Source organism: Kitasatospora sp. NPDC089913 (assembly GCF_044748625.1).
GTDB lineage: Bacteria > Actinomycetota > Actinomycetes > Streptomycetales > Streptomycetaceae > Kitasatospora.
The window spans coordinates 1-26,004 of the sequence record NZ_JBIVGI010000018.1; the positions used below are offsets into that span (position 1 = coordinate 1).

Below are 26,004 nucleotides of genomic sequence, written 5' to 3' on the forward strand. Positions count from 1 at the left end.
GGAGTTTCATTCAACCGACTTCGCTTTCCGCTTGTCCCCGCTCTCTCGCGGCGACTCCGGAACTGTACGGGGACCGGACCGTCAGAAGCAAATCGCCCCCGCCCGGTGGTCCGGGCGGGGGCGATCGGCGTGCTGGGGCGCTGTGCTCAGCGGACCTCGGTGATCTCCGGGCCGCGGGCGAACGGGTCGAGCGAGGTGCCGCCGAAGCGGTTGTCGCCCTCACCGGTGGCCGCGACGGCGCCGCCGCCGTCGGCGACCATCTGCGCGTCCTCGGGGAGCTTCAGCACGATCGGGTCGCGGGGCGCCATCGGGGTCTCGCCGCGGACGACCACCGTCTGCCGGAAGACCTGCTCGAGGATCCCGCCCATCTCGGGCTGGACGGCGGCCTGGCCGGAGATGACACCGCGCAGGAACCAGCGCGGACCGTCGCAGCCGACGAAGCGCACCAGCTGTACACCCTGCGTGCCGTCCGGCAGCTGCACCGGGACCTGGGCGCGGAGGTGCCAGCCCAGCGGGCCCTCCTCCTCCTCGACGAGGCCGCCCTGCGAGGTGATGCCGTTGGCGATCTCCTCACGGACCTCGCCCCAGATGCCCTCCGACTTGGGGGCCGCGAAGGCCTGGAGCTGGATGGCGCTGCTGCCGAGGACCAGGGTCGCGGCCACGATCGAGTCGCCGGCCACCTCGACCCGGAGCTCCATGCCCTCGACACCGGGGACCAGCAGGCCGCCGAGGTCGACGCGGCCCTCCTCCGGGTTCTCCAGCTCGGAGTGGTCCCACGGACCGTCCGGACGCGGAGCCGGCGGCAGGCCGACCCGGTCCGTCGGGTCCAGCTCGGTCACGTTCTCGCTCTCGGCGGAACCTTCGACGTCATCGGCCGTCTCGTCGGCGCTGATGGCGTCGTCGGCGAGCTGCTCGACAGCGTCCTCGCTCTTCTGGCGACGACGGAACACGGTCACTGTCCTTCCCGGTCCAAGACCGATGCGAATACCTGCTCGGCTTCCTGCGAGGCCGCGGGCAGCCTAGACCGCGGCGTGGCCACCGGTCGACCCGAACCCGCCCTCGGCCCGTGCCGACCCCGGCAGCTCGGCCACTTCGTGGAAGCGGGCCTTCTCGACCTGCTGGACGACCAGCTGGGCGATCCGGTCCCCTCGGCGGAAGCTGACGGCCTCGCGCGGATCCAGATTGACGACGATCACCTTGATCTCTCCACGGTACCCGGCATCGACCGTCCCTGGGGCGTTCACCAGAGCAACACCGCAACGAGCTGCGAGTCCGGACCGGGGGTGGACGAACGCCGCGTAGCCGTCGGGCAACGCGATGGCGATGCCGGTGGGCAGCACCGCGCGCTCACCGGGGGCCAACTCCGCGTCCACGGTGGTCCGCAGGTCGGCGCCCGCGTCGCCGGGCTGCGCGTACTCGGGCAGCGGCAGCTCGGGGTCGAGCCGGCGGATCAGGACGTCGAGGGGCTCGCGGGGGGTGGTGCTCAAGGGTTCACCTCAAAGGTTCGGGCGCGCTGCATCAGGTCCGGGTCGTCGAGGACCTTCTCGATGTCCTCGGGACGACCGTGCTTGGTGAAGTGTTCCAGCTTCACCTGGATGAAGAGTGCCCGTGCGCGCACGGCGACCGGGCCGTCGGGCCCACCGATCCGCGCCTCGGCGGCACTGTAGATCTTCCGGCCGTGCGCGCCGGTGATCCAGGCCCGCAGGTGCAGCGTGGAGCCGACCGGCACCGGGGAGAGGAAGTCGGTCTCCAGCCGGCCGGTGACGGCGGGGACGTGCAGCAGCCAGTTGAGGGTGCCGAGGGTCTCGTCCATGGCCGTGGTGAGCAGGCCGCCGTGGGCCAGCCCGGGGCCGCCCTGGTGCTCCGGGCGGACGGTGAACTCGGCGGTGACGTCGAGGCCGGTCCCGGCGACCGCGTCGATCCGCAGTCCGCCGGGGTGCTGCGGGCCGCAGCCGAAGCAGTGCTCGTAGTGGGAGCCGAGGCGGGTGCCGGGGGCCGGGGCCTCGGGCGCGCGCGGCGGGAGGACGGCCTCCGGCGGGGGCGTCGCGGGCGACGCCGGGTGGGCCGGGGCCGCGGACTCGCTGGGGGCGGCGGGGGTCAGGGGCGCGGTGGGGGCAGTCGAACCGGTCACGGCGCCCAACCCTACCGACCGGTAGCCGTGCCGGGAGCGGGGGTTGCGTCGGGAGCCCGGTGTATCGACGCCCACAATGGGGGGCATGTACGACGAACGCCTCACCGCGCCGCGCTCCTGGTGGCTGTTCCCGGTCCTGATCGGCCTCACGCTCGCCCTGATCCTGCTGCGGATCAGCGCGGTGGGCGCCCTGGTCGGGCTGGTGGTCGGCATCGCCGCCGGCGCCGCCGCGATCAGCAGTTACGGCTCCGCCCGGATCCGGGTGGTCCAGGGCTCCCTGGTGGCCGGCCCGGCCCGGATCCCGGTGGACGCACTCGGCGCCGCCCACGCGCTCGGTCCGGCCGAGGCCGCGGCCTGGCGCGGCCCCAAGGCCGACCCGCGGGCCTTCATGCTGCTGCGCAGCTACGTGCCGACCGCGCTCCGGGTCGAGGTCAGCGATCCGACCGACCCGACGCCCTACCTCTACCTCTCCACCCGCTCGCCGATGAAGCTCGCCGAGGCCCTGGAAGAGGCCCGCCGGAACGCCCGCGCCTGAACGGGGCCCGCGGGGCCGACGCCCGGCCCCGGCCGGAACAGACGGAGAGGGACGGTACCGCCTCGCGGTACCGTCCCTCGGCGTCTCCGGGAGACGCGCTTCCGTCCGCCCGTACGACTGGTGCGTCCGTCGGGACGGACGCCGGAGCTGCCGTCCGGCCCCGCTGCCCGGGGCCGGAAGGGGCGTCGCACCGGTCTCGCGGACACCGCGAGGCCCGAGTCATGACGCCCTGGTCCTCAGGCGCCGCAGTCCCGGCAGATCGGGTTGCCGTTCTTCTCGCTGTACAGCTGGCTGCGGTGGTGGACCAGGAAGCAGCTCATGCAGGTGAACTCGTCGGCCTGCCGCGGCAGCACCCGGACGGAGAGTTCCTCGTTCGAGAGGTCCGCGCCGGGGAGCTCCATGCCCTCGGCCGCCTCGAACTCGTCGACGTCGACCGCGTTGCCGCCCTTGTCGTTCCTGCGGGCCTTGAGCTCCTCGATGCTGTCTTCATTGAGCTCGTCGTCGGTCTTGCGTGGGGTGTCGTAGTCGGTAGCCATATTTCGCTCTCCCCCTCCGGGTTGTGCGGTGTGTGCGGTATCTCCAGCGCACGTAACGCATGGGGGGTCGGTCTTGTGCCCGACCCGAGGCGGAGATTTTGCCTTACTTCAAGCCCTGTTACTCAATCGACACCCGGCCGGGGGTCCGCCGGGATGATCCACTTGGGCTCCCGGAGCCTCACGCAGGGCCATCGCCGGAGCGGGTCGGCGAGCGACCGGCAGACACACTCCGTAAGCGAAGGTCCCCCGCGCGCCCGCCAATTCCCTTGCCCACCAGGGCGGGGAGCCGATCCTTCGCCCCGCGTCCGATCGCCGTTCCGGTCACGGACGGCAATCGCGGGGGCCCGAACGATGATCACTCTCCGGGGTTGCCCGATCCCCCGGAGCGACACGGTGTGACCTTGGTCACGTTAGGCTCCGGGCTGGGCAAACCATGGAAAATCCGCCCAAGCCAGTACGTCTGCCGCGGTGCCCGCCGGAGCGTCCGGACGGGCACCCGCCGCCCGGCCTACTGCTGCCGGGCCGCGATGCGCGCCAGCCGGGCCGCCTGCCGCTCGTCGAACTTGGTCGCCTGGGCGTCCAGCCCGCCGAGGAAGACGCCGAGCTCCTCCTGGGCCCGCAGGCCCTCGGGGCCGAGTCCGCCGATCTCCATCACCTTGAGGTGGCGCAGCACGGGCTGCAGCACGTCGTCGTGGTGGATGCGGAGGTTGTAGACGCCGCCGAGGGCGATCTGCGCGGCGGCCCGCTCGAAGCCGGGGATGCCGTGGCCGGGCATCCGGAAGTCGGTCACCACGTCGGCGATCGCCCGCATGGCCTGGTCGGGGGCGATCTCCAGGGCGGCCTTCAGCAGGTTCCGGTAGAAGACCATGTGCAGGTTCTCGTCGTTGGCGATCTTCGCGAGCAGCTGGTCCGCCAGCGGGCAGCCGGCGTAGTGGCCGGTGTTGCGGTGCGAGATGCGGGTCGCGAGCTCCTGGAAGGCCACGTAGGCGACCGACTGCAGCATGCTGTGCGCGTTGTCGGACACGAAGCCCTCGGCCATGTGGGACATCCGCGCCCGCTCCAGCTCGTCCGGGTCGACGGCCCGGGTGGTGAGCAGGTAGTCGCGGATGGCTATGCCGTGCCGCCCCTCCTCCGCCGTCCAGCGGTGGACCCACGTCCCCCAGGCGCCCTCGCGGCCGAACATGGTCGCGATCTCGTGGTGGTAGCTCGGGAGGTTGTCCTCGGTGAGCAGGTTGACCACCAGCGAGACCCGGCCGAGCGGGGTCACCTTGGAGTCGCCGGGCTCCCAGGCCTCGCCGCCCAGCACGCCGGGGAAGTCGCGCCCGCGGCTCCAGGGCACGAACTCGTGCGGCATCCACTCCTTGGCGACCTTGAGGTGGCGCTCGAGCTCCTTCTCGACGACCTCTTCGAGGGCCATGATCAGTCGCGCGTCGGTCCAGGCGCTCGAACCGAGCGAGGCGCTGCGCTGCACGGGGGCGATGGTCACGGGTCTGGCTCCTGGGGGAGGTCACGCGCCGGAGGAGCGCGTTGGACGGGCACACCGGAGTACTGGGGGCAACCGCACTTACGGTTGCGTAGGTTACGACACCGTAAGTTGCCCGGGCCGGAAAAGACAAGCCGCCCCCGCCAGGGCTTATGTCGTCTTGACATGCCTGGCGGGGGCGGCTGGGAACGGTCCGCGCACGGAGCTGGCCCGGGCTGGGCCGCGGACGGGCCCGAGAAGGGCCGTGAAGGGGTCGTGGCGGCTCCGGGAGCCGCCCGGTGCGGCCTCTGTGCGGGAGGGGTGCCGGGAGTGCCCGCTAGATACCGGGGATGCGCACGCGCATGGTGAGGCCGCCGCCGGCGCGCGGGGTCGCCTCGATGGTGCCGTTGTGCGCCCGGACCACCGAGCGGACGATCGAGAGGCCGAGGCCGACCCCCTTGTCGCTGCGGGTGCGGTCGGCGCCCTTGACCCGGCGGAACGGCTCGAAGATGTGCTCCAGCTCGTAGCCCGGCACCACCGGGCCGGTGTTGGAGACCACCAGCTCGCCGCCGCCGGGGACCGGGGCGGTGGTGATCTCCACCCAGCCGTCCGGGGAGTTGTAGCGGACGGCGTTCTGGAGCAGGTTGAGCGCGATCCGCTCCAGCAGGATGCCGTTGCCCGCGACCATCGCCGGGTGCAGCGTGGCGCGCAGGTCGACCTCCCGCTTGGCGGCCTCGGAGCGGGTCTGCTCCAGCGCCCGGGTGGCCGCCTCGGACAGCTCCACCGGACGGCGGTCGGTCAGCTCGTTGTCGCTGCGGGCCAGCAGCAGCAGGCCCTCGACCAGCTGCTCGCTGCGCTCGTTGGTGGCCAGCAGGGTCTTGCCGAGCTGCTGGAGGTCGGCCGAGGCGGCCGGGTCGGAGAGCTGGACCTCGAGCAGGGTGCGGTTGATCGCGAGCGGGGTGCGGAGCTCGTGCGAGGCGTTGGCGACGAAGCGGCGCTGGGAGTCGAAGGACCGGTCCAGCCGCTCCAGCATGTCGTCGAAGGTGTCCGCGAGCTCCTTGAGCTCGTCGTCCGGGCCGTCCAGCTCGATCCGCCGGTGCAGGTCGGAGGAGGCGACCTCACGGGCGGTGCGGGTGATCCGGCCGAGCGGGCGCAGCACCCGGCCGGCCATCGCGTAGCCGGCCGCGAAGGCGATCGCGGCCAGGCAGACCAGCATGGTGAGGGTCTTGCGCAGCAGGGTGTTCAGCGCGGTGTTGGCCTGGTTCAGCTGGAAGGCGTCCAGCCAGTTGTTGAAGCCCTGGGCCGACACCTGCTGCCCGTCCGGGGTGATGAAGGTGAACGGCACGTCGGAGCGGATCGAGATGTTCGGCACCTGGCTGTCGCGGAAGCCCTGCCGGACGAAGACGTACATCAGCAGCAGCAGCGCCACCCCGGCCATCAGGAACATCCCGCCGTAGAGCAGGGTGAGCCGGATCCGGATGGTCGGGCGGAAGGGCAGCCAGGCGAGCATGCCGTCACCGGGCACGTAGCTCTCGGGCTGGTGCAGCCGGGGCGCGCGGGGCGGCTGGGAGGGCTTGGGCGGGACGGGCCGGCCGGGCACGGCGCGCCCGCCGGAGGGCGCGCCGGAGGGCCCGCCGGCCGAGGGCGGGGTGGTCATGATGGTCCTCTCGGGGCGTCCGCCGGGGGCGGGCGCGGGGTGGGGGCGGGTCCGGTCAGATCCGGTAGCCGGACCCGGGCACGGTGACGATCACCGGCGGGTCGCCGAGCTTGCGGCGCAGGGTCATCACGGTGACGCGCACGACGTTGGTGAACGGGTCGGTGTGCTCGTCCCAGGCCTTCTCGAGCAGCTGCTCGGCGGAGACGACGGCGCCGCCGGCCCGCATCAGGACCTCCAGGACGGCGAATTCCTTGGGGGCGAGCTGGACCGGGCGGCCGTCCCGGATGACCTCGCGACGGCCCGGGTCGACCGAGATGCCGGCCCGTTCCAGGATCGGGGGCAGCGGGACGGTGGCGCGGCGGCCCAGGGCGCGGACCCGGGCGACGAGTTCGCTGAAGGCGAACGGCTTCGGAAGGTAGTCGTCCGCCCCGATCTCGAGGCCCTCGACCCGGTCGCTGATGTCGCCGGAGGCGGTCAGCATGATCACCCGGGTGGCGAGGCCCTGCTCGACCACACTGCGGCAGACGTCGTCGCCGTGGACGAGCGGCAGGTCGCGGTCGAGGACGACCACGTCGTAGTCGTTGACCGCGATGCGCTGGAGCGCGGCCTCCCCGTCGTACACCACGTCGACGGCCATCGCCTCGCGGCGCAGACCCGTGGCGACTGCCTCGGCGAGCAGCTGCTCGTCCTCGACGACGAGAACCCGCACGGTCGTTGTCCCTTCTCCAGGCCGGCCCCGGAGGCGGACGCACGGCTCCGACGGTGCCTCCATCCTGCCTGGTCCTGCGGTAAAGCAGCGATAAGCTGCCCCGGAGGCAGGTCCGCCGCCGGACGGTGCCGGGCGCGCTGCGGTTCCGCGACGGGGGTCCGCGGCCGGGGTCCGCACAGGGGTTCGCACAGGGGTTCGTGGCGGGAACAGTCCGGTTGGACTGTGACGCGGGCAACTTTCTCGCGGCAGGAGGTTTCCCCACCCCGGGGGCGGGGAGGACAGCTGCACACCCGCGATCCGGTTTCTGAGCCGATCGCACCCACCCGCCGTGCGTTCATCCGCGCCGGCCCTGGGGCTCGGGGCGTCACGGGAGCGGCCGAGGGCCGTCTCCGCGCCCGACCGGACATCTTCACCGAACCGGATCGGACGCTTCCGTTGGCTACCGCACACCTGGGGCAGGGGGCGCACGACCGTGCACGTCCGACACAGTAAGGGGGCCCGTATGGACGCCTTCACCGCCGGAATCCTGCAGCGCATCGCCAACGCCGAGCAGGACCTGCACCGCGCGATCGAGGCCGGGGACGAGTTCCTCGCCGAGGTGGAACAGTCCGAGCTGGACGATCTGCGCCGTCTCGCCGCCGAGCACGGCGTGGACACGGTGCTGGAGCGCCACCGCACCGCCGCCTGATCCTCCGACCGCCCGACCCGTCGCCGGACCTCCGGCACCAGCGGCCCTACGGGGGCCGTGCGAAAACCCAGGCCCTGGCATCCCCCGTATGTCAGGGCTCTTCGCTGCCCCTCGTGGCCGGAACCGCCACCGGGCCCGCCCGCCGTCGCGCGGGCGGGCCCGGTGGCGTCGGGGCGTGTCCACACGTTCGCGTCGCGACATCCGGCGGGAAGGTGCAGACACGCCCTACCGGTCGGCCCAGGCCCGCAGGGCGGCCAGTCGCTCCTGGAGCGGCTCGTACACCCCGGGCGCGGCGGCCACGGTCAGCTCGCCGTCCGGGCCGTGCCCGGGGCGGCCGCCGACCAGGGCGCCGGCCTCGGCCGCGATCAGGCAGCCCGCCGCCCGGTCCCAGGGGGCCAGCCCGCGCTCGTAGTAGCCGTCCAACCGGCCCGCCGCGACGTCGCAGAGGTCCACGGCCGCGGCGCCGGCCCGCCGGATGTCGCGCACCTCCGGCATCAGGGCGAGCACCACCTCGGCCTGCCGCACCCGCACCTCGCGGACGTAGGCGAAGCCGGTGCCGATCAGCGCCTGGCCCCACGGCGGCGCCGGGCGGGTGGAGAGCGGCTGTCCGTCCCGGTGGGCCCCGCGACCGATCACGGCGTGGAAGAGCTCGCCGCGCGCCGGGGCGTACACCACCCCGACCACGGCGTGCCCGTCCAGCTCGGCGGCCACGCTGACCGCCCAGGAGGGAAGCCCGTACAAATAGTTGACCGTGCCGTCGAGCGGATCGACGACCCAGCGCACACCGCTGGTGCCGGGCCGCTCCGCGCCCTCCTCGCCGAGGTAGCCGTCCTCGGGCCGGCGGGCCGTGATCAGCTCCAGGACGAGTTTCTCCGAGGCCAGGTCCATCTCGGTCACCACGTCGACCGGGCTGCTCTTGGTGCCGGCCACACCGAGGTCGGCGGGCCGGCCGTCGAGCAGCAGCGCCCCGGCCCGGCGGGCGGCGTCCAGGGCGACGTCGAGCAGCTCGTCGAGCAGGGCGGGGTCGGGCACGGCGGGGCTGGACACGGGTTCTCCTCCGGGACGGTTCGGAACGGGACCGGGCGCTCAGCGCTCGGCGGCGGCCGGGCGGGGCGCGCGCGGGTTGGGGCAGCAGGCCACCGCGCAGACGTCGTGGCTGGGCCCGAGCGCGCCCAGGGCGCAGCGGGACACCGGCTCGCCGCGCTCGGCGGCGGCCCGCTCCAGGACGAGCTCGCGGACGGCGGCGGTGAACCGGGGGTCGGCCCCGACGGTGGCGGCCCGGGCGACCGGCAGGCCCAGTTCGGCCGCCCTGGCCGTCGCCTCGGTGTCGAGGTCGTACTTGACCTCCATGTGGTCGGAGACGAAGCCGATCGGGACCATCACCACGGCCGGGGCGCCGTCGGCGTGCTGCGCCTCCAGGTGGTCGCAGATGTCGGGCTCCAGCCACGGGATGTGCGGGGCGCCGCTGCGGCTCTGGAAGACCAGCTCCCAGGGGCGGTCCGCGACGCCGGTGCGAGCGGCGACGGCGGCGGCGACCAGCCGGGCGACGTCCAGGTGCTGGGCGACGTAGGCACCGCCCGGGCGGCCCCGGGCCGGGTCGTCCGGGGCGCCGGAGGTCTCGGCCATGGTGTCGGGGATCGAGTGGGTGGTGAACGCCAGCCGGGCGCCGGCCCTGGTCCGCTCGGGCAGCCGGTCCAGGGCGGCCAGGGTGGCCTCGGTCATCGGCTCGACGAAGCCGGGGTGGTTGTAGAAGTGCCGCAGCTTGTCGACCCGGAGTTCCGGCAGTCCCTCGGCGGCCAGGGCGGCCAGCGCGTCGGCGAGGTTCTCCCGGTACTGGCGGCAGCCGGAGTAGCCGGCGTAGGCGCTGGTGGCGAGGACGGCGATCCGGCGGTGCCCGTCGGCGGCCAGCTCGCGCAGGGTGTCGACCAGGTAGGGCGCCCAGTTCCGGTTGCCCCAGTACACCGGCAGGTCGAGGCCGTGCTCGGCGAAGTCCTTGCGCAGCGCGGCCAGCAGGTCGCGGTTCTGCTCGTTGATCGGGCTGACGCCGCCGAACAGGAAGTAGTGCTTGCCCACTTCCCGGAGCCGTTCCTTGGGGATCCCCCGGCCGCGGGTGACGTTCTCCAGGAACGGCACGACGTCCTCGGGGGCCTCGGGCCCGCCGAAGGAGAGCAGCAGCAGGGCGTCGTACGGGGCGGCGCCGGTGAGGGAGGTGTTGCGCGCGTCGGACATGGGACCGATCCTGCCACTGTGGGCCCCGGGGCCGACGCCGGGACGGCGCCCGGTGTCCGGAAAATACCGATTGCCAAGGTTCGTAAGCTGTTGAGACCAGCCTCGTCCCTTACCCCCGATTTGCGGAGCTCCCGTGCTGTCCAGCTACCGCCAGATATTCGCCGCCCCCGGCACTCTGGCCTTCTCGTCCAGCGGCTTCATCGCCAGGTTGCCGATCTCGATGACCGGCATCGGCATCGTCACCATGCTCTCCCAGCTGAGGGGCTCGTACGGCATCGCGGGCCTGGTGTCGGCGACGCTGGCGGTCTCGGCGGCGATCCTGGGGCCGATGGTCTCCTGGCTGGTGGACCGGCACGGGCAGCGCCGGGTCGCCGTGCCGGCGACCGTCATCACGATCGCCGCCGCGACCGGACTGCTGCTGTGCGCCCACTTCTCGGCGCCGACCTGGACGCTGTTCGTCTTCGCGGTCGGCATGGGCGGGATGCCCAGCACCGGCGCGATGGTCCGTGCGCGCTGGGCGCACCTGTACCGGGACGAGGCGCCGAAGCTGCACACCGCCTACTCCTTCGAGGCGGTGGTCGACGAGGTCTGCTTCATCGTCGGCCCGATCCTGTCGATCGGACTGGCCACCGCGGTCTTCCCGGAGGCGGGCGTCCTGCTCGCCGGGGTCTTCCTCGCCGTCGGCATCGCCCTGTTCACCGCGCAGCGGCGGACCGAGCCGCCGCTGCATCCCGCGCACGCCCACACCGGCCGCAGCGCGATCCTGAACGGCGGCCTGGTCGTCCTGGTGCTGACCTTCGTCGCCACCGGGGCGATCTTCGGCTCGGTCGAGGTGGTCACCGTCGCCTACGCCGAGGCCCAGGGCCACAAGGCGCTCGCCAGCGTGATCCTGGCGCTCTGGGCGCTCGGCTCCTGCGTGGCCGGCTTCGTGTTCGGCACCCTGAAGCTCACCGGGTCGATGGCGAGCCGCTTCTTCGGCGGGGTGGTCTTCATGGCGGTCAGCATGGTGCCGCTGCTGCTGGTCGCCGAGGCGGTGAGCGGGGTGGGCGGCCTGGTCGCGGTCGGCGGCGCGCTGCTGATCGCGGGCATCGCCATCTCCCCCACCCTGATCACCGCGATGGCCCTGGTCGAGCGGCTGGTGCCGCCCGCCCAGCTGACCGAGGGCATGACCTGGACGACCACCGGGCTGGCGATCGGCGTCGCGATCGGCTCCTCGGTCGGCGGCTGGACGATCGACGCCGCGGGGGCGGCGGCCGGTTACTGGGTCCCGCTGACCGCCGGGCTGTTCGGCGTCCTGACGGCGGCGGCCGGACTCAAGCGGCTGCGGGCCGGGCTGGACGCCGAACCGGGCAGCCCCGCGTCCGCCGAAACCGTGGACCTCGGACGCTGACCTGACTTACCCTCCTCCCTACCCGCGGCCTACCCGCGGGTAGGGAACGAGGTGAGCCGAAGCCCGTTCGGCCACGGAGCAGGAGGCGCCGCAATGCCCCAGGCCAGTACCGCTGCCCGCACCCGCTGGACCAACTGGGCGGGCAACCAGAGCACCGTGCCCGCGCGGGTGGTCACCCCCGGCAGTGCGGAGGAACTGGCCAAGGAGATCCTGCGCGCCGCCGACCGGGGCGAGACCGTCAAGGCGGTCGGTTCCGGCCACTCCTTCACCGCGATCGCCTCCGCCGGCAACGGCGTCCTGGTCCGCCCGCACGGGCTGACCGCCGTCCGCGGGATCGACCACGAGAACGGCACCGTCACCGTCGAGGCCGGACTGCCGCTGCACCGGCTCAACCGGCTGCTCGCCGCCGCGGGCCTCTCGCTCACCAACATGGGCGACATCGAGGTGCAGACCGTGGCCGGCGCCACCAGCACCGGCACCCACGGCACCGGCCGGGACTCCGGTTCGCTGGCCGCCCAGATCCGCGGGCTGGAGATCGTGCTCGCCGACGGAAGCGTCCGGCACTGCTCCCCCGCCGCGGACCCGGAGCTGTTCGAGGCCGCCCGGCTCGGCCTCGGCGCGCTCGGCGTGATCACCGCGCTCACCCTCGCCGTCGAACCGGCCTTCCTGCTCACCGCGCACGAGCAGCCGATGCGCTTCGACGAGGTGCTGCACCGGCTGGACGACCTCACCGCCGTCAACGAGCACTTCGAGTTCTACTGGTTCCCGCACACCGACCGCTGCTCCACCAAGCGCAACAACCGCAGCCAGGGGCCGGCCGCGCCGCTGCCCCGGTTCAAGGGGTGGCTGGAGGACGACTTCCTCTCCAACACCGTCTGGGAGGGTGCCTGCCGGGTCGGGCGCCGCTTCCCCGCCTCGGTGCCGACGATCGCCGCGCTGGCCAGCCGGGCCTGGTCGGACCGCAGCTACACCGACACCGCCCACCGGGTCTTCACCAGCCCCCGCAAGGTGCGCTTCGTCGAGATGGAGTACGCGGTGCCGCGTGCCTCGGTGGGCGAGGTGCTGCGCGAGCTGCGGGCCTTGGTCGAGCGGTCCGGCTGGCGGATCAGCTTCCCGGTCGAGGTGCGGTTCGCCCCGGCCGACGAGGTCTGGCTCTCCACCGCCCACGGCCGGGACACCGCCTACCTCGCCGTCCACCTGTACCGGGGCACCGCGGAGCAGGGCTACTTCACGGCGGTGGAGCGGCTGATGACCGAACACGGCGGCCGGCCGCACTGGGGCAAGCTGCACACCCGGGACGCCGAGTACCTCGCCGGGGTCTACCCGCGCTTCGCGGACTTCACCGCGCTGCGCGACGAGCTCGACCCGGACCGCCGCTTCGGCAACGACTACCTGCGCCGGGTACTGGGCGCCTAGGACGCCTGGGGTGCCGGCGGCAGCTGGGGGGCCCGGGGCGTGGTCGCCGGGTCCGGGGCCGCCGACGGGGGGACGACGGCGGTGGTCGGGTCCGGGGGCTTCGGGACCGCGCCGCCGGACGGCTTCGCGGAGGCGCTCCCGCCGCCGGACGGCGCCGGGGACGTGGCCGGGGCGGAGGGCTCGCCGGAGGGGCGGGCCGAGGGGGAGCCCGAGGCCGGCGCGGACGGCGTGGCGCCGGAACCGCCCGGGGCGCCGGAGGACGGGGAGGCCGTCGGGGCGGAGGACGGCCCCTCGCCGTCCTCGCCCGGACGGGCACCGGGGGCCGGCCGGCCGGAGGCGCCGCCGTCCCGGCCCGCGGAGGGCGAGGGCACGGCCGCCGGCCCGGAGGGCGGCGCGTCGCCCGGCGGCTTCCGGTCGACCCGGCCGCCCAGCGAGGTGCCGGTGCCCGACTCGCCCTGGACCGTCGCCGACACCGGTCGGCCGGTCGCCAGCTCGAAGGCGAGGATCGGCACCATCGCGACCGTGAACACCAGGGCCGAGACGGCCGCGTACGTCCTCCAGCTCCGCCGGCGCCGCGCCCGGAGCAGTCGCGGCGCGCTCCACCCGTCCGGACCGGGCGGCGGGACCGGGTCGGCCCGGTCCGGCTCCGGCGCCTGCCGCAGACCGTTCGCGAGCTGCCCCGGACCGGCGGCGCGGTCGACCGCGCCGCGCAGCTGCTCGCCGGTGCGCCGGAAGAGGTGCTGGAACAGCGCCCCGCCGGTGGTCGCGCCGATACTCACCACCGCCGCGCCGAGAATGGTTCCGTACACCCCGAGTTCGGACGCCAGCACCGCCCCCACCACGGTGGCCAGCGCGCTGGCGGCGACCTGAGTCGCACTCAGATCAATTCGCCTGCGACCTTCCTCCGCCGCGCCCCGTTCGGGCTTCTGCTCCGGCATCGACATCCCTCGCGTCAGTACGACTGTCCTTCGAACAAGTCACTCCATCCTGCCCAAAGAAGGACACAAGGGTCGAAAATGCGGTTCTCCGCGAGAGATATATGTGAAGATGATCACCGTTCATCGGTCGATCCTCGGCCATTGGGGTCGTGTGCTCTTGAGATTCCCGTGAATCGCGGGAGACTTGAGCGGCGAGCCGCCCCTTCGGATGCCACGAATGGAGTACTGTTCGTAAAGCCTGAGCCCAGGTCGACTTGTCGACTGCCCATCAACCGGCAGCTTGACAAGGAGTGGTGGCGCAGGCGCGCACGGCGACACCGGTCCCGGATCGTCGCGTCACTCCACGTGCGAGGACGGTCGGGGCACCCAGGCGCGACGTCGACGGATGACGTGGCAAAAAGGCAACCGTGCCACAGCGGTGTGGCCGGGCGTAAGCCCGACACGCCGGGGAACTCAGCAAGGTTGTGGCCAGTCGCGAGTGGGCAGGCCACACTCAGTACGGGAGCAGCGACGCAGGTGACGTCGGCAGGCACCACCCGGGAGGTAAGCGTGCCCGAACTGCGGGTTGTGGCCGTCAGCAACGACGGCACACGGCTGGTGCTCAAGGCTGCCGACAGCACCGAGTACACCCTCCCCATCGACGAGCGGCTGCGGGCCGCCATCCGTGGTGACCGGCCGCGCCTCGGCCAGATCGAGATCGAGGTCGAGAGCCACCTCCGCCCCCGGGACATCCAGGCGCGGATACGAGCCGGTGCCTCCGCCGAGGAGGTCGCCCAGGCCGCCGGCATCTCCGTCGACCGGGTCCGCCGCTTCGAGGGTCCGGTGCTGGCCGAGCGCGCCTTCATGGCCGAGCGGGCCCGGAAGACCGCGATCCGCCGGCACGGCGAGGCCCCCGGCCCGCAGCTGGGCGAGGCGGTCTCCGAGCGGCTGGCGCTGCGCGGCGCCGAGAAGGAGACCGAGCGCTGGGACTCCTGGCGGCGCGACGACGGCACCTGGGAGGTCATCCTCTCCTACCGGGCCGACGGCGAGGGCCGCAGTGCGGCCTGGACGTACGACCCGCCCCGGCGGCTGGTGCAGCCCAACGACGACGAGGCCCGCGCGCTGATCGGCGAGTCGGTCGAGCGCGAGGACGATTCGGTCTTCCCGTTCATCCCGCGGATCGCCCGACTCCCCCACGACCGGCCGCTGCGCCCGATGATCGACCGGCCCTCGGCGGACCGGATCATGTCGGCCCGCGAGGTGCGGGAGTCCCGTGAGGCGACGGCCGAGTCCCGGGACTCGCTGACCAGCCTGCTGGACGTGGTGCCCGCCTTCCGCGGCGACCTCGCGGTCGGCGCGCCGCCGCCGATCGAGCCGGTGCCCGCCGAGGTGGCCGAGGAGGAGGTCGCGGAGCCCGCGGCCGCCGCCCCGGCGGTCGGCGCGGGTTCGGCGTACGCGGACATCCTGATGCCCCGGGCGGTGGCACCGCACCGGGAGCGGCTGGTCGGCACCACCGACCGTCAGGCCGAGGCCGACGGTGTGCGGCCCGGGCGCCGGGCCACCGTGCCGAGCTGGGACGAGATCGTCTTCGGCAGCCGGCGCAAGAAGCAGGAGTAGCACCGCGGGGCGGCAGGACCGCGGCGCGGCAGAGCGGTGCGAAGGCGCGGACGACCCGGTCGTCCGCGCCTTCGGCGTCGGCGGGCTCAGCCGGGCTGGTCGGTGACGGCGACCGGGCGGGCCGCGTCACTGGACCACTCGCTCCACGAGCCCGGGTAGAGGGTGGCCGGCAGCCCGGCCACCGCGAGCGCCAGGATCTGGTGCGCGGCCGTCACCCCGGAGCCGCAGTAGACGGCGGTGCCCCGCTCCCCCGCGCCCAGCTCCCGGAACCGGGCGGCGAGTTCGGCGGCCGGGCGGAAGCGGCCGTCCGGACCGACGTTCTCGGTGGTCGGCGCGGAGACCGCGCCGGGGATGTGGCCGGCGCGCGGGTCGATCGGCTCGGTCTCGCCCCGGTAGCGCTCCCCCGCCCGGGCGTCCAGCAGCAGCGCCTCCCGGGCCCAGGCGGCGGCGCCGTCCGCGTCGACCACCGGCAGCTGCCCCGGGACCGGCTTGAAGTCACCGTCCCCGGCAGGCGGCACCTCGGTGGTGACCGGCAGGCCGGCCTCCTCCCAGGCCGCGAAGCCGCCGTCCAGCACCCGGACGTCCGGGTGGCCGGCCCAGCGCAGCAGCCACCAGGCGCGGGCGGCGGCCAGCGAGGTGGCGCCGTCGTAGACCACCACCGGGCGGTCGGCCGAGACGCCGAGGCGGCGCAGCACGGCGCCGAACTCCTCCGGGTCGGGCAGCGGATGGCGGCCGCCGCGCCCGGGCGGGCCGGCCGGGGCGGCGAGGTCGGTGTCGAGGGCGACGAAACGGGCGCCGGGCAGGTGGCCGGCGGTGTAGTCCTCGATGCCGGGCGGGCCGCCGAGCTGCCAGCGCACATCGAGCAGGATCGGCGGGCGCCCGGAGTCGAGCGACTCCCGCAAACCGGTCACCGACACCAGCGGGGAGTCATCGTGAAGGGTGGTCATGGCGGTCATTCTGGCGCAGGACCGGAGCGCCCCGGCGGGGTGGCGCTCTTTGTGCGCTCTTTGCCGGACTTTCCGCGCGGCCCGAGGGTTCGACGAGCGCCACGGTGGAAGCATCACCCTCACTGCGCCGTTTCGTGCGCCGACCGCCCGTTGAGGAGACCTGTCATGCCCGCGCTGACACTCCGGCTGGCCCAGGGCACCCCGTGCTGGGTCAGCCTGATGACCGACGACCTGCCCGGTGCCCGGGCCTTCTACGGCGAACTGCTCGGCTGGACCTTCGCCCCGGGACCGGCCCAGCTCGGCGAGTACGTCCGGGCCCGGCTCGGCGAGGAGCCGGTGGCCGGGCTCGGGCTGTCCGCGGTGGCCGGCTTCCCGGTGCAGTGGACCAGCTACTTCGCGGTGGACGACGCGGACCGCGCGGCCCAGTTGGTGCGGGAGTGCGGCGGCACGGTCGCGGTCGGACCGCTCCAGGCCGAGCGGGCCGGGCGACTGGCGATCGCGGCCGACGTCTCCGGCGCGGTGTTCGGGCTCTGGCAGGGCGAGGAGCACCTCGGCCGGGAGAGCGGGCCGGGGCCGGGCGGACCGGCCTGGGCCGAGCTGCTCACCCCGGACGCGGAGGGCGCGGCCGTGTTCTACCGCGCGGTGCTCGGGGTGCCGGTGGCCGAGGCCGAGGGCGGGTCGGCCCTGCTGGTCGGCGGCCGGCCGGTGGCCGGGATCCGGCACGGCGCCGAGCTGCGCGGCCACCCGCCGCGCTGGCGCACCCACTTCGCGGTGTCCGACGTCGATCTGACGGCCCGCCGGGCGGTCGAGCTGGGCGGCCGGGTGCTGGTGGAACCGCAGGGGACGCCGCGCGGCCGGGCGGCCCGGCTGGCGGACCCGCGCGGCGGGCACTTCTCGGTCCTGCAGGCCGGCTGACGGCACGGCTCAGGCCTGCTGTTCCTCGAAGGGGAGCACGTCCGGGGAGAGCACGGCTGCGCGGGCGGTGGCCGCGGTCAGCCGACGGCGGTGGTGCCGGCGGCAGAGCACCTCGTAGCCGACCTCGTCCTCGCGCACCGAGATGTCGCCGATGACGACCTGCGCGCCCTCGACCACCATGACCCCGCCGACGGTACGGGCGTTGTGGGTGGCCCGGGCTCCGCACCAGCAGAGCGCCTCGACCTGGAGCACCTCGACCCGGTCGGCGAGTTCGATCAGCCGCTGGGAGCCGGGGAAGAGCCGGGTGCGGAAGTCCGTGGTGATGCCGAAGGTGAAGACGTCGATGTCGAGTTCGTCGACCACCCGGGCGAGCTGGTCGATCTGCGCGGGGTCGAAGAACTGGGCCTCGTCGCAGATCAGGTAGTCCACCCGGCCGCCGGCCGAGAGCCGGTGCACGACATGGGCGTGGAAGTCGAACTCGTCGGCCACCTCGACCGCGTCGGCGCGCAGACCGAGCCGGCTGGAGATGGTGGCCGCACCGGCCCGGTCGTTGCGGGTGAGGATGATCCCCTGCCGGCCGCGGGCGGCGTGGTTGTGGTCCATCTGGAGCGCGAGGGTCGACTTCCCGCAGTCCATCGTGCCGGAGAAGAACACCAGTTCAGCCATGGGTGGTGCGAGGGCCTTTCAGGTCGGGGGAGTTCAGCGGCGGAATTCGAGCAGCGGCACGAACTGCTCGACCGGGGTCATCGAACCGTGCAGGCCGATCATCGCGGACTCGCCGGGCTCGTTGCGGGAGGCGACGACGGCGATGTCGTCGCGGGCGGCGGCGACCACGTCGCCGATCCGGTGGTAGACCCGGTCGTCCACCGCGGGGCCGAACCAGCCGGCCTCGATCGCCTGGTCCCTGGTGGCCACCCACATCCGGTCGCCGAGCACCTCGCTCCAGACCGTGTGGACGTCGGCGGCGGCGCCGGGGACGGCGTAGACGTGGCGGGCGCGGCCCTCGCCGCCGAGCAGCGCGACGCCGGCGCCGAGCTCCCAGTCCTCGTCGAAGTCGATCCGGTCCTCGGGGGCGATGTCGATCATGCCGTGGTCGGCGGTGACGTACATGACCGAGCGCGGGGGCAGCTGTTCGGCGAGCCGGCGGGCCAGCCGGTCGACCGCGTCCAGGGTCATCCGCCACTCGTCCGAGTCCACCCCGAAGCGGTGGCCCGCGCCGTCGAGTTCGCTGACGTACGTGTAGACGAGCGCGCGGTCGTGCTCGGCGAGCCAGGCGGCGGCCCGGTCCATCCGCTCCTCGCCGGTGGTGCGGCCGAGGAAGGTGCCGCCGGAGAGCGCGACCCGGGTGAGCGGGGTCTGCGCGAACAGCGGGGAGGACACCTGGGCGGTGGCCACCCCGGCGGCGTGCACCTGCTGGAAGACGGTGGGGTACGGCTGCCAGCCGGCCGGATCGGTCGGCGGCTGCCAGCGCAGCTGGTTCATCAGGTGCCCGGCGCCGGGCACCGCCACCGTGTAGCCGGCCAGGCCGTGCAGACCGGGCGGGGTGCCGGTGCCGACCGAGGCCAGCGAGGTGGCGGTGGTGGACGGGAAACCCGCCGTCAGCGGGCGGCCGGTGCCGCCGAGCGAGCCGGCCGTCAGCGAGGAGAGGAACGGCGCGTACTCGGGATGGCGCAGCAGCAGCTCCCACCCGAGGCCGTCGACCAGGAAGACCACCGCCCGGTCGGCGGGCGCGAGCGGCAGCGCGGCGCCGAAGCCGGGCACGCCGAGGCCGGCCGCCACCGAGGGCAGCAGGTCGCAGAGCGAGCCGCTGCCGTAGGGCGGCGCGGGCGCGGTGGCGGGGTCGAGGAGCTCGAAGGCGTCGTGGCCGTCGGGGGCGAAGGGCATGGTGGCGGGGGTGGCTTCCTGGCTGGCCGGCGCGGTCCGGACCCGTGGCGGGCGGTGTCCGGACGGCGGCGGGTCGGCGGCGGTCGGCGCGCGACCGTGCGGGTCGGCGCCGGTCGGCGCGGTGGGGGCGGGTCGGCGCGGGTCTGTGCGGCTCGTCCGGGGCGGGGTCAGACCCGGGGGCCGCTGGTGACGGTCGCCTCGGAGAGGGCGCGGGCGAAGACCAGGGCCTGGGCCACCGTCTCCGGTCCGTCGCCGGCCTCGCTGACCCGCAGGGAGAGGTCGTCGGCGGTGGCGGAGCCGGTGTAGCCGTGGTCCGCCTCGCAGTTCGGGTCGGAGCAGCCGGCCGGTTCGAGGTCGAGCCGCTGGACCGCGCCCCAGCCGATGGTCAGCACCACCTCGCGGGGCAGCGTGCCCGGGGTGTAGGTCTCCGGGTTGGCGACCATCCGGCTGACCACCACGGAGTTGATCCGGTCCAGCCGGACGCTCTCGGTGGAGGTGGTGGCGAGCGGGACGGCGGGGCTGCTCCCGTCCCCGGTCTGCTCGTCGGTGTGGCTGACCACGAAACGGGTCGGGGTCAGGACCAGGACGGTGACGTGCCGACGCACCTCGTTGGCGTCGAAGGTGGTCTCCTGGTGCACCAGGTAGGAGCTGATCGGCTCGGGACCCACCGCGGACTCGACCGCCTCGGACACCAGGGCCGGGTAGTAGCCGCTGCGCTCGATCGCGGAACGCAGGTCCTGTGTGGTGGTGGTACCGGTCTTCGCCATAACTCCATCCTGGCATGGTCCGCCGACGAAGCGGGCGGTGCGGCGCCGAGCTTCGGACAACGGCGCCCGGGTCCGGACGCAACCAAGGAAGGTTACAGCGTGCTCATGGCGCGCGGGCCCAGATCACTGCGGACCGGCAGGGGCGCGATGCGTACGCGCGCCCCCAGGATCGCCAGTCCGTGCGGGGCGACGACCACCGGTTCGAGGTCGACCGAGGCGACCTCGGGCAGGTCGTCCACCAGCCGGGACACCCGCAGCAGCAGTTCCTCCAGGGCGTCGGTGTCGACCGCCTCGGCGCCCCGCCAGCCGAACAGCAGCGGGGCCGCCCGCACCTCGCGGACGAGCGAGGCGACGTCCTGGTCGGTGGCCGGAACCAGTCGGTGGGCGACGTCGCCCAGCAGTTCGGCGGGGGCCCCGGCCAGACCGAAGGACAGGATCGCGCCGACCGCCGGGTCGACGGTGGCGCCGATCACGGTGTCCACGCCGCGGGGGGCGAGCCGCTGGACCACCAGCGCGGCCTGGGCGGCGCCGCCGAGCAGCTCGTCCAGCTCGCGGTGCGCGTGCCGCAGTCCGGCCTCACCGGTCAGGTCGAGCCGGACGCTGCCGAGGTCGGGGCGGTGGCGCAGGTGCGGGGCGGTGGCCTTGAGCGCGACCGGGTAGCCGAGGGCCGCGGCGGCCCGCACCGCGCTCTCCTCGTCCGGGGCGGGCAGGGTCGGCGAGACGTCGATGCCGTAGCGGCCGAGCAGCGCGGCCGCCTCGGGGTCGGGCAGGGTGATCCGCGCCCCGCCGGGCTGGGTGCGGGCGGCGACCGCGGGGCGGGTGGCGAGCGCGGCGTCGACCAGGGCGCGGGCGCCCGCCTCGTCGATGCCCTCGAGCTCGGGGACCCTGGCGGTCTCCTCGGCCTCGGCCATCCGGCGGCGCCAGTCGGCGTAGTGGACGGCGTGCGCGAGGGCCCGGACCGCCCGCTCGGGGGCGGGGTAGGAGGGGATGCCGCCGGGGCGCAGCCGGTCCGGCAGGTCGGTCAGGGCCAGGTGGGCGAGGAGCAGCGGCTTGCCGGCGGCCCGGGCGCGCTCGCCGGCGGCGAGCAGGGCGGCGGCGATCTCCGGATCGTCGGACCCCACCTCGGGGCCGGCCCCGGGACCGTCCGGGCCGGCGGGGCGGCCGGCCGGGCGGGCGCCCCAGGACTGGCTGCCGATCGGCGGGATGGCGACGGCGATCACCGCGTCCACCCCGGGATCGGTGAGCGCGGTGTCCAGGGCGATCCGGAAGTTCTCACCGGTGGCGGCGGTGGTGAGGTCGACGGGGGTGCGCGGGCGCAGGCCGGCGGAGAGGCAGGCGTCGTGGGTGAGCAGGCCGAGGGAGTCGGAGTTGCCGACCACCGCGACCCGGTCGCCGGGCGGCAGCGGCTGGTGGGCGAGCAGGTCGCCGGTGTCGTACAGCTCGGTGATGGTCTCCACCCGGGTGACGCCGGCCTGCTGGAAGAGGGCGTCGACGGTGGCGTCCCGCAGGCCGGTCGCGGTGGCCGGGACGGCGTGGCCGGGCGGCAGGCTGCCGGTGTGGCGGGCGCCCTTCACCACGACCACCGGCTTGGCCTGGGCGAGCCGGCGGGCGATCCGGGTGAACTTGCGGGGGTTGCCGAAGGACTCCAGGTAGAGCAGGACGACCTCGGTGGCCGGGTCCTCGGCCCAGTACTGGAGGAAGTCGTTGCCGGAGACGTCGGCGCGGTTGCCGACCGAGGCGAAGGAGGAGACCCCGAGGCCGCGCCGGTGGCCGGCCTCCAGCAGGGCGACGCCGATCGCGCCGGACTGGCAGAAGACGCCGAAGGCGCCCCGGGCGGGCAGCACCGGGGCGAGCGAGGCGTTCAGCGGGTGCTCCGGGTCGGTGGAGATCAGGCCGAAGGCGTTGGGGCCGATCACCCGCATGCCGGCCGCCCGGGCCTGGCGGACCAGGGCGCGCTGGCGGTCGCGGCCCTCGGGGCCGGTCTCGGCGTAGCCGGCGGTGACCACCACCAGGCCCTGGACGCCGTGCGCGCCGCACTCGGCGACCGCCTGGGGCACGGCCGGGGCGGGCACGGCGATCACGGCGAGGTCGACCGGGCCGGGGATCTCCAGGATCGAGCGGTGCACCAGGAGGCCGTCGAGTTCGGTGCCGGGCGGGGCGCTGCGGTTCACCGCGTACACCGGGCGGTCGGCGGCGGCGAAACCGCCGAGCAGGTCGCGCAGCAGCGTCCGGCCGACGGTCTGCGGGTTGCGGGAGGTGCCGATCACGGCCACCGAGCGCGGGGTGAGCAGCCGCTGGACGGAGCGCGCCTCGGCGCGGTGCTCGCGGGCCCGCATGACGGCGAGCGAGGCGGCGGTGGGTTCGAGGTCGAACTCCAGGTGGACCACGCCGTCGGCGAAGCTGCGGCGCTGGACGTAGCCGGCGTCGGTGAAGACCTTCACCATCTTGCGGTTCTCCGGCAGCACCTCGGCCTGGAAGCGACGGATGCCGCGTTCCTGGGCGACCGCGGCGATGTGCTCCAGCAGGGCGGAGGCGACGCCCCGGCCCTGGTGGGCGTCCTGGACCAGGAAGGCGACCTCGGCGTCGGTGCCGGTCTCCGAGGGGCGGCCGTCGGCGTCGATCCGGTCGTAGCGGACGGTGGCGATGAAGCGGTCGCGGACGACGACGGCGAGGCCGACCCGGTGGACGAAGTCGTGGTGGGTGAAGCGCCGGACGTCCTTGGCGGAGAGCCGGGGGTAGGGCGCGAAGAAGCGGAAGTACTTGGACTGGTCCGACACCTGTTCGTAGAACTCGACCAGACGGCCCGCGTCCGCCGGGGTGATCGGGCGGATCCGGGCGGTGCCGCCGTCGCGCAGCAGGACGTCGGCCTCCCAGTGCTGCGGGTAGTCCGGGCCGGTCGGGCCGTGGTCGTGGCGGGCCTCCGTCCGGGCGGGCGTCGGGTCCTGCTCGGGGTGCGGTGCCGCGGAGTCGTCCACGATCGTCAGGTTATCCGGCGGCGGGCCGAATGGCGCCGGGCGTGCGTTCACGGCAGGGTGGGCAGGGCCTCTGAACGGGGATTATGCGCCGTTTATGGCTCTGAAAGAAACAATCACAACTCCCGAACGCGGCGACTCGCAGGGGTCGGCTGCGTGCAACACTGGTCTAGACAACATGGCCGTTCCCCCCATCGCGGCCATGACCAGCTTCACCGGAAAGGCACGTCTCATGGCCGAGCGCCGCGTCACCATCGGTTGGGCCGAGGGCCTGCACGCCCGTCCCGCCTCCGTCTTCGTCAAGGCCGTCGCGGCCACCGGCGTGCCGATCACCATCACCAAGCCGGGCGGCAACCCGGTCAACGCCGGCTCCATGCTCGGCCTGCTGGCGCTCGGCGCGCAGGGCGGCGACGAGGTCGTCCTGGCCTCCGACGCCGAGGGCGCCGACGAGGCCCTGGACCGCCTGGCCGCGCTGGTCCAGCAGGGCCTGGACGAGCTGCCCGCGGCGGCCTGAGCCCCGCGGCACCGCGCACACGTCCGGAGCCCGGGCCCCGTTGGTCGGGGGGCCCGGGCTCCGGTGTGCGCGGCGGCGGCCGTCAGCCCGCCGCGATCGCCCGCAGGATGTCCAGCCGGGCCGCCCGGCGGGCCGGTCGCAGACCGGCCACCGCACCCGCCACCAGCCCGGCCACCAGCACCACGGACAGCTGGAGCGGCGGGACGGCGAAGCTGCCCGTCCCCTCGGTGTCCGCCGCCCGGACCAGCGCCCAGCCCAGGAACGCCCCCAGGCCCAGGCCGCCGATCGTGCCGAACAGCGCCACCAGCACCGACTCCCAGCGCACCATCGCGCGCAACTGGCTCCGGGTCTGGCCGACCGCCCGCAGCAGGCCCAGCTCCCTGGTCCGCTCGTGCACCGCCAGGGTCAGCGTGTTGGCGATCCCCAGCAGCGCGATCAGCACCGCCAGCGCCAGCAGCGCGTAGACCACCGAGAGCATGATGTCGACCACCGAGGCCGAGTCCTTCGCGTACTCCGCCCGGGTCTGCACCTTCGGGTCGCCGAACGGCACCGCCGCCGCCGTCACCGCCGCCTTGCCGGCCGACAGCGAGACCCCGTCCTTCAGCGCCACCGCCACCAGCGAGTCGGAGTCCTGGCCCTTGTGCGGGGCCCACGCCTCCCGGGTGACCAGGTAGTCGCCGGCCAGCTCACTGCCCTGGTACAGCGCCTTCACCGTGAACGGCGTCTCGGTGCCGTCGCTGAACCGCACCGGCACGGTCGTGCCCACCTGCCAGCCCTGCTTCTCCGCCTCGGACCGGGACACCGCCAGGCCGTCGGTGCCCAGCTGGAGCGAACCGTCCACCCGGCCGAGGTCCACGATCCCGGCCAGCCGGGCCGGGTCGGTGACGTCCAGGGTCCGGCCGTGGCCGTCCACCCGCGCCACACCCCGGCCCAGGCCCACGCTCTGCCGCACCTCCGGCAGGGCGGCCACCGCGTCCGCCAGCTTCGGGCTGAGCGCCCCCGCCCGGAATCCGCCGGTGGAGACCGCGAGGTCCCCGGCGAAGGTCCGGCTCACCGTGTCGTCCATGGTCGCCTTGATCGAGGCGCCGAAGACGGTGAACAGCGAGACCACCGTGACCCCGACCATCAGCGCGCTGGCCGTCGCGGCCGTCCGCTTCGGATTGCGGGTCGCGTTGCGCTGCGCCAGCACGCCCGGCATGCCGCGCAGCCTCGGCAGCGGCGCGCCCAGCACCCGCACCACGAAGGTCGCGAACACCGGGCCGAGCACCACCACACCGAGCAGCGTCGCCACCGCCCCGCCCGCGGTCAGCCCCACCGAGGGGCCGTCCGTGGCGCCGACCACCGTGGCGGCCACCCCGGCCGCGACCATCAGCGCGCCGGCGGTCCAGCGGACCCGGCCGGCCCGGCCGTCGGCCGCGCCGTCCACCGCCACCGCCCGCATCGCGGCCAGCGGGGCCGTCCGGCCCGCCCGCACCGCCGGCGCGACCGCCGAGCCGACCGCCGTGACCGTGCCCACCAGCAGCGGCAGAGCCACCGAGACGGCGCCGATCACCAGGCTGCCGGTCGGCAGGCTGAAGCCGATCACCTTGAACAGCGACGTCAGCCCGGCCGCGATCCCGATCCCGCCGAGCACTCCGGCCGCCGAGGCCGCCAGCCCGACCACCACCGCCTCCGCCAGGGTCGCCCCCAGTACCTGGCCGCGGGCCGCGCCCAGTGCCCGGAGCAGTGCGTTCTCCCTGGTGCGCTGCGCCACCACGATGGCGAAGGTGTTGTGGATGGTGAAGGTCGCCACCAGCAGCGCGATGCCCGCGAAGACCAGCAGCAGGGTGGTGAACATGGTCAGGAAGCGGCTGGACACCTGCGCGGTGGCCTCCTCCGAGACCTTCGTCCCGGTCACCGCCTCCAGCCCGGCCGGCAGCTTCGCCGTCAGCACCTTCACCAGCTCCTGCTGGGAGACGCCGCCCTCGGCCCGGAACTGGATCGAGGTGGCCTGGCCCTGCCCCTTCGGGGTCAGGTAACGCTCGGCGTCCGCCAGGGTCAGCCCGGTGTAGGTGTTCTGGCCCATGCCGTCGGCCGAGGCGCCGAAGGTCGCGATGCCGACGATCGTCACCGGCACCGGGTCGGGGGCGCGCAGGATGGTCGAGTCGCCGATGCCCAGCCCGCCGGCCTTGGCCGCGCCCCGGTTGATCACCGCCTCCCCCGGCTGCTGCGGCGCCCGGCCCTCGGCCAGCCGGTACGGGTTGAGCCCGCTGTCCGGCTGCCAGTAACCGGCCAGCGTGGGCGGCCCCTGGCCGCCCACCGCCTTGCCGTTCTTGCCGATCAGCTGCCCGGAGCCCTGGATGGCCGGCTCGGCCGCCGCGACCCCGGGCACCTGGCGCAGCTGGTCCGCCAGCGCGAGGTCCACCGGGGCGCGGACGCCGCCGAAGGTGTTCTCGGTGTCCATCACGTCGGCGCTGCGCACCACCGCGTCGGTGCCGCGGTTGGCATCGGCGAAGAGGGAGTCGAAGCTGCCGCGCAGGGTGTCGCCGAGCACCAGGGTGCCGGTCAGGAAGCTCACCCCGAGCAGGATCGCGGTGAACGTCCCGGCCAGCCGGCGCTTGTGCGCGGCCAGCGAGCGCAGACTGATCCGAAGGGTGGCGGTGGTACTGCTCATGCGTCCACCTCGCTGCGCTCGGCAGGCGCTTCGCCCAATGCGCACCCCACGATGATTCGCTCGCT

At 74.3% G+C, this 26,004-nt stretch carries 23 protein-coding genes; 7 read left to right on the forward strand and 16 right to left on the reverse strand.

Annotated features, from left to right (window positions below; all coding sequences use genetic code 11):
- Nucleotides 1-146 precede the first annotated feature (146 nt).
- From ACIPYS_RS25315 to ACIPYS_RS25325, 3 genes are all read right to left on the reverse strand, one after another.
- Nucleotides 147-950 carry a DUF3710 domain-containing protein gene (locus tag ACIPYS_RS25315; RefSeq protein WP_093864850.1) on the reverse strand — a complete coding sequence of 268 codons (804 nt, stop codon included), beginning with the start codon at nucleotides 948-950 and terminating at the stop codon, nucleotides 147-149.
- 69 nt (nucleotides 951-1,019) lie between these two features.
- Nucleotides 1,020-1,487: a dUTP diphosphatase gene (gene dut, locus ACIPYS_RS25320; RefSeq protein ID WP_093860213.1), complete on the reverse strand. Its 468-nt coding sequence runs from the start codon at nucleotides 1,485-1,487 to the stop codon at nucleotides 1,020-1,022.
- The gene (locus tag ACIPYS_RS25325) at nucleotides 1,484-2,101 is read right to left on the reverse strand and encodes a PaaI family thioesterase (protein ID WP_231978753.1); all 618 of its coding nucleotides are present in this window, start codon (nucleotides 2,099-2,101) and stop codon (nucleotides 1,484-1,486) included. The genes dut and ACIPYS_RS25325 overlap by 4 nt, the downstream gene beginning before the upstream one ends.
- A 115-nt stretch (nucleotides 2,102-2,216) precedes the next feature.
- Here ACIPYS_RS25325 and ACIPYS_RS25330 point away from each other — a divergent pair, with 115 nt between their 5' ends.
- The gene (locus ACIPYS_RS25330) at nucleotides 2,217-2,666 is read left to right on the forward strand and encodes a DUF3093 domain-containing protein (RefSeq protein WP_400749871.1); all 450 of its coding nucleotides are present in this window, start codon (nucleotides 2,217-2,219) and stop codon (nucleotides 2,664-2,666) included.
- A gap of 236 nt (nucleotides 2,667-2,902) precedes the next feature.
- On the opposite strand, the gene ACIPYS_RS25335 is transcribed toward ACIPYS_RS25330, so the two are convergent.
- The 4 genes from ACIPYS_RS25335 to ACIPYS_RS25350 all read right to left on the reverse strand — a co-directional run bounded on the left by ACIPYS_RS25335 (nucleotide 2,903) and on the right by ACIPYS_RS25350 (nucleotide 7,030).
- A complete protein-coding gene (locus ACIPYS_RS25335; protein WP_030396554.1) occupies nucleotides 2,903-3,202 on the reverse strand; it encodes a DUF4193 domain-containing protein in 300 nt (99 codons plus the stop codon).
- Nucleotides 3,203-3,710: 508 nt separating this feature from the next.
- A complete protein-coding gene (locus ACIPYS_RS25340; RefSeq protein WP_093864852.1) occupies nucleotides 3,711-4,619 on the reverse strand; it encodes an acyl-ACP desaturase in 909 nt (302 codons plus the stop codon).
- A 382-nt stretch (nucleotides 4,620-5,001) separates the two neighbouring features.
- Nucleotides 5,002-6,321 (reverse strand): sensor histidine kinase, encoded by a 1,320-nt coding sequence (locus ACIPYS_RS25345; protein WP_400749875.1) that lies wholly within the window; start codon nucleotides 6,319-6,321, stop codon nucleotides 5,002-5,004.
- 55 nt (nucleotides 6,322-6,376) lie between these two features.
- Nucleotides 6,377-7,030: a response regulator transcription factor gene (locus ACIPYS_RS25350; RefSeq protein ID WP_030396557.1), complete on the reverse strand. Its 654-nt coding sequence runs from the start codon at nucleotides 7,028-7,030 to the stop codon at nucleotides 6,377-6,379.
- Nucleotides 7,031-7,532: 502 nt separating this feature from the next.
- Between ACIPYS_RS25350 and ACIPYS_RS25355 the strand changes: the two genes are divergently transcribed.
- Entirely contained in the window at nucleotides 7,533-7,718 is a 186-nt protein-coding gene (locus ACIPYS_RS25355) for a hypothetical protein (protein WP_030301315.1), read from the forward strand.
- A gap of 225 nt (nucleotides 7,719-7,943) precedes the next feature.
- Here ACIPYS_RS25355 and ACIPYS_RS25360 read toward each other — a convergent pair whose 3' ends face one another.
- Complete coding sequence (locus tag ACIPYS_RS25360) at nucleotides 7,944-8,750, reverse strand: inositol monophosphatase family protein (RefSeq protein ID WP_093864853.1); 807 nt, start codon at nucleotides 8,748-8,750, stop codon at nucleotides 7,944-7,946.
- 54 nt (nucleotides 8,751-8,804) lie between these two features.
- Entirely contained in the window at nucleotides 8,805-9,947 is a 1,143-nt protein-coding gene (locus tag ACIPYS_RS25365) for a ferrochelatase (protein ID WP_400749880.1), read from the reverse strand.
- A 133-nt stretch (nucleotides 9,948-10,080) separates the two neighbouring features.
- On the opposite strand from ACIPYS_RS25365, the gene ACIPYS_RS25370 reads away from it, so the two are divergent.
- Nucleotides 10,081-11,337 (forward strand): MFS transporter, encoded by a 1,257-nt coding sequence (locus ACIPYS_RS25370; protein WP_400749883.1) that lies wholly within the window; start codon nucleotides 10,081-10,083, stop codon nucleotides 11,335-11,337.
- Between the two features lie 93 nt (nucleotides 11,338-11,430).
- Complete coding sequence (locus ACIPYS_RS25375; RefSeq protein ID WP_400749886.1) at nucleotides 11,431-12,753, forward strand: D-arabinono-1,4-lactone oxidase; 1,323 nt, start codon at nucleotides 11,431-11,433, stop codon at nucleotides 12,751-12,753.
- Here ACIPYS_RS25375 and ACIPYS_RS25380 read toward each other — a convergent pair.
- Nucleotides 12,750-13,691, reverse strand: coding sequence for a hypothetical protein (locus ACIPYS_RS25380; protein WP_400749889.1), 942 nt, complete (start codon nucleotides 13,689-13,691; stop codon nucleotides 12,750-12,752). The two genes, ACIPYS_RS25375 and ACIPYS_RS25380, sit on opposite strands and share 4 nt — an antisense overlap.
- Nucleotides 13,692-14,207: 516 nt before the next feature.
- Here ACIPYS_RS25380 and sepH point away from each other — a divergent pair.
- Nucleotides 14,208-15,287: a septation protein SepH gene (gene sepH / locus ACIPYS_RS25385; RefSeq protein ID WP_093860219.1), complete on the forward strand. Its 1,080-nt coding sequence runs from the start codon at nucleotides 14,208-14,210 to the stop codon at nucleotides 15,285-15,287.
- 86 nt (nucleotides 15,288-15,373) lie between these two features.
- On the opposite strand, the gene ACIPYS_RS25390 is transcribed toward sepH, so the two are convergent.
- Complete coding sequence (locus ACIPYS_RS25390) at nucleotides 15,374-16,234, reverse strand: sulfurtransferase (RefSeq protein WP_400749893.1); 861 nt, start codon at nucleotides 16,232-16,234, stop codon at nucleotides 15,374-15,376.
- Nucleotides 16,235-16,399: 165 nt separating this feature from the next.
- Here ACIPYS_RS25390 and ACIPYS_RS25395 point away from each other — a divergent pair, with 165 nt between their 5' ends.
- Nucleotides 16,400-17,149: a VOC family protein gene (locus ACIPYS_RS25395; protein WP_093860220.1), complete on the forward strand. Its 750-nt coding sequence runs from the start codon at nucleotides 16,400-16,402 to the stop codon at nucleotides 17,147-17,149.
- Nucleotides 17,150-17,158: 9 nt separating this feature from the next.
- Here the strand turns inward: ACIPYS_RS25395 and ACIPYS_RS25400 are convergent, their stop codons facing one another.
- The 4 genes from ACIPYS_RS25400 to ACIPYS_RS25415 all read right to left on the reverse strand — a co-directional run bounded on the left by ACIPYS_RS25400 (nucleotide 17,159) and on the right by ACIPYS_RS25415 (nucleotide 22,775).
- Nucleotides 17,159-17,815 carry a thymidine kinase gene (locus ACIPYS_RS25400; protein ID WP_093860221.1) on the reverse strand — a complete coding sequence of 219 codons (657 nt, stop codon included), beginning with the start codon at nucleotides 17,813-17,815 and terminating at the stop codon, nucleotides 17,159-17,161.
- Between the two features lie 33 nt (nucleotides 17,816-17,848).
- Entirely contained in the window at nucleotides 17,849-19,033 is a 1,185-nt protein-coding gene (locus ACIPYS_RS25405; RefSeq protein WP_093860222.1) for an alkaline phosphatase family protein, read from the reverse strand.
- Nucleotides 19,034-19,200: 167 nt separating this feature from the next.
- On the reverse strand, nucleotides 19,201-19,800 hold the full coding sequence (locus ACIPYS_RS25410) for a DUF5998 family protein (protein WP_093860223.1): 600 nt from the start codon (nucleotides 19,798-19,800) through the stop codon (nucleotides 19,201-19,203).
- Nucleotides 19,801-19,892: 92 nt separating this feature from the next.
- The gene (locus tag ACIPYS_RS25415) at nucleotides 19,893-22,775 is read right to left on the reverse strand and encodes a GNAT family N-acetyltransferase (protein WP_400749899.1); all 2,883 of its coding nucleotides are present in this window, start codon (nucleotides 22,773-22,775) and stop codon (nucleotides 19,893-19,895) included.
- 229 nt (nucleotides 22,776-23,004) lie between these two features.
- Between ACIPYS_RS25415 and ACIPYS_RS25420 the strand changes: the two genes are divergently transcribed.
- Nucleotides 23,005-23,286: an HPr family phosphocarrier protein gene (locus ACIPYS_RS25420; protein ID WP_030396570.1), complete on the forward strand. Its 282-nt coding sequence runs from the start codon at nucleotides 23,005-23,007 to the stop codon at nucleotides 23,284-23,286.
- Between the two features lie 82 nt (nucleotides 23,287-23,368).
- Here the strand turns inward: ACIPYS_RS25420 and ACIPYS_RS25425 are convergent, their stop codons facing one another.
- Nucleotides 23,369-25,939, reverse strand: a complete 2,571-nt coding sequence (locus ACIPYS_RS25425; protein ID WP_400749902.1) for an ABC transporter permease — start codon at nucleotides 25,937-25,939, stop codon at nucleotides 23,369-23,371.
- Nucleotides 25,940-26,004 lie beyond the last annotated feature (65 nt).

What these genes read in the sequence shown, in the direction of transcription:
- ACIPYS_RS25330 (WP_400749871.1), top strand. Translation starts at nt 2,217, where the DNA reads ATGTACGACGAACGCCTCACCGCGCCGCGCTCCTGGTGGCTGTTCCCG.
- ACIPYS_RS25335 (WP_030396554.1), bottom strand. Translation starts at nt 3,202, where the DNA reads ATGGCTACCGACTACGACACCCCACGCAAGACCGACGACGAGCTCAAT.
- ACIPYS_RS25340 (WP_093864852.1), bottom strand. Translation starts at nt 4,619, where the DNA reads ATGGCCCTCGAAGAGGTCGTCGAGAAGGAGCTCGAGCGCCACCTCAAG.
- ACIPYS_RS25345 (WP_400749875.1), bottom strand. Translation starts at nt 6,321, where the DNA reads ATGACCACCCCGCCCTCGGCCGGCGGGCCCTCCGGCGCGCCCTCCGGC.
- ACIPYS_RS25355 (WP_030301315.1), top strand. Translation starts at nt 7,533, where the DNA reads ATGGACGCCTTCACCGCCGGAATCCTGCAGCGCATCGCCAACGCCGAG.
- ACIPYS_RS25365 (WP_400749880.1), bottom strand. Translation starts at nt 9,947, where the DNA reads ATGTCCGACGCGCGCAACACCTCCCTCACCGGCGCCGCCCCGTACGAC.
- ACIPYS_RS25375 (WP_400749886.1), top strand. Translation starts at nt 11,431, where the DNA reads ATGCCCCAGGCCAGTACCGCTGCCCGCACCCGCTGGACCAACTGGGCG.
- ACIPYS_RS25380 (WP_400749889.1), bottom strand. Translation starts at nt 13,691, where the DNA reads ATGCCGGAGCAGAAGCCCGAACGGGGCGCGGCGGAGGAAGGTCGCAGG.
- ACIPYS_RS25390 (WP_400749893.1), bottom strand. Translation starts at nt 16,234, where the DNA reads ATGACCACCCTTCACGATGACTCCCCGCTGGTGTCGGTGACCGGTTTG.
- ACIPYS_RS25395 (WP_093860220.1), top strand. Translation starts at nt 16,400, where the DNA reads ATGCCCGCGCTGACACTCCGGCTGGCCCAGGGCACCCCGTGCTGGGTC.
- ACIPYS_RS25400 (WP_093860221.1), bottom strand. Translation starts at nt 17,815, where the DNA reads ATGGCTGAACTGGTGTTCTTCTCCGGCACGATGGACTGCGGGAAGTCG.
- ACIPYS_RS25405 (WP_093860222.1), bottom strand. Translation starts at nt 19,033, where the DNA reads ATGCCCTTCGCCCCCGACGGCCACGACGCCTTCGAGCTCCTCGACCCC.
- ACIPYS_RS25410 (WP_093860223.1), bottom strand. Translation starts at nt 19,800, where the DNA reads ATGGCGAAGACCGGTACCACCACCACACAGGACCTGCGTTCCGCGATC.
- ACIPYS_RS25420 (WP_030396570.1), top strand. Translation starts at nt 23,005, where the DNA reads ATGGCCGAGCGCCGCGTCACCATCGGTTGGGCCGAGGGCCTGCACGCC.
- ACIPYS_RS25425 (WP_400749902.1), bottom strand. Translation starts at nt 25,939, where the DNA reads ATGAGCAGTACCACCGCCACCCTTCGGATCAGTCTGCGCTCGCTGGCC.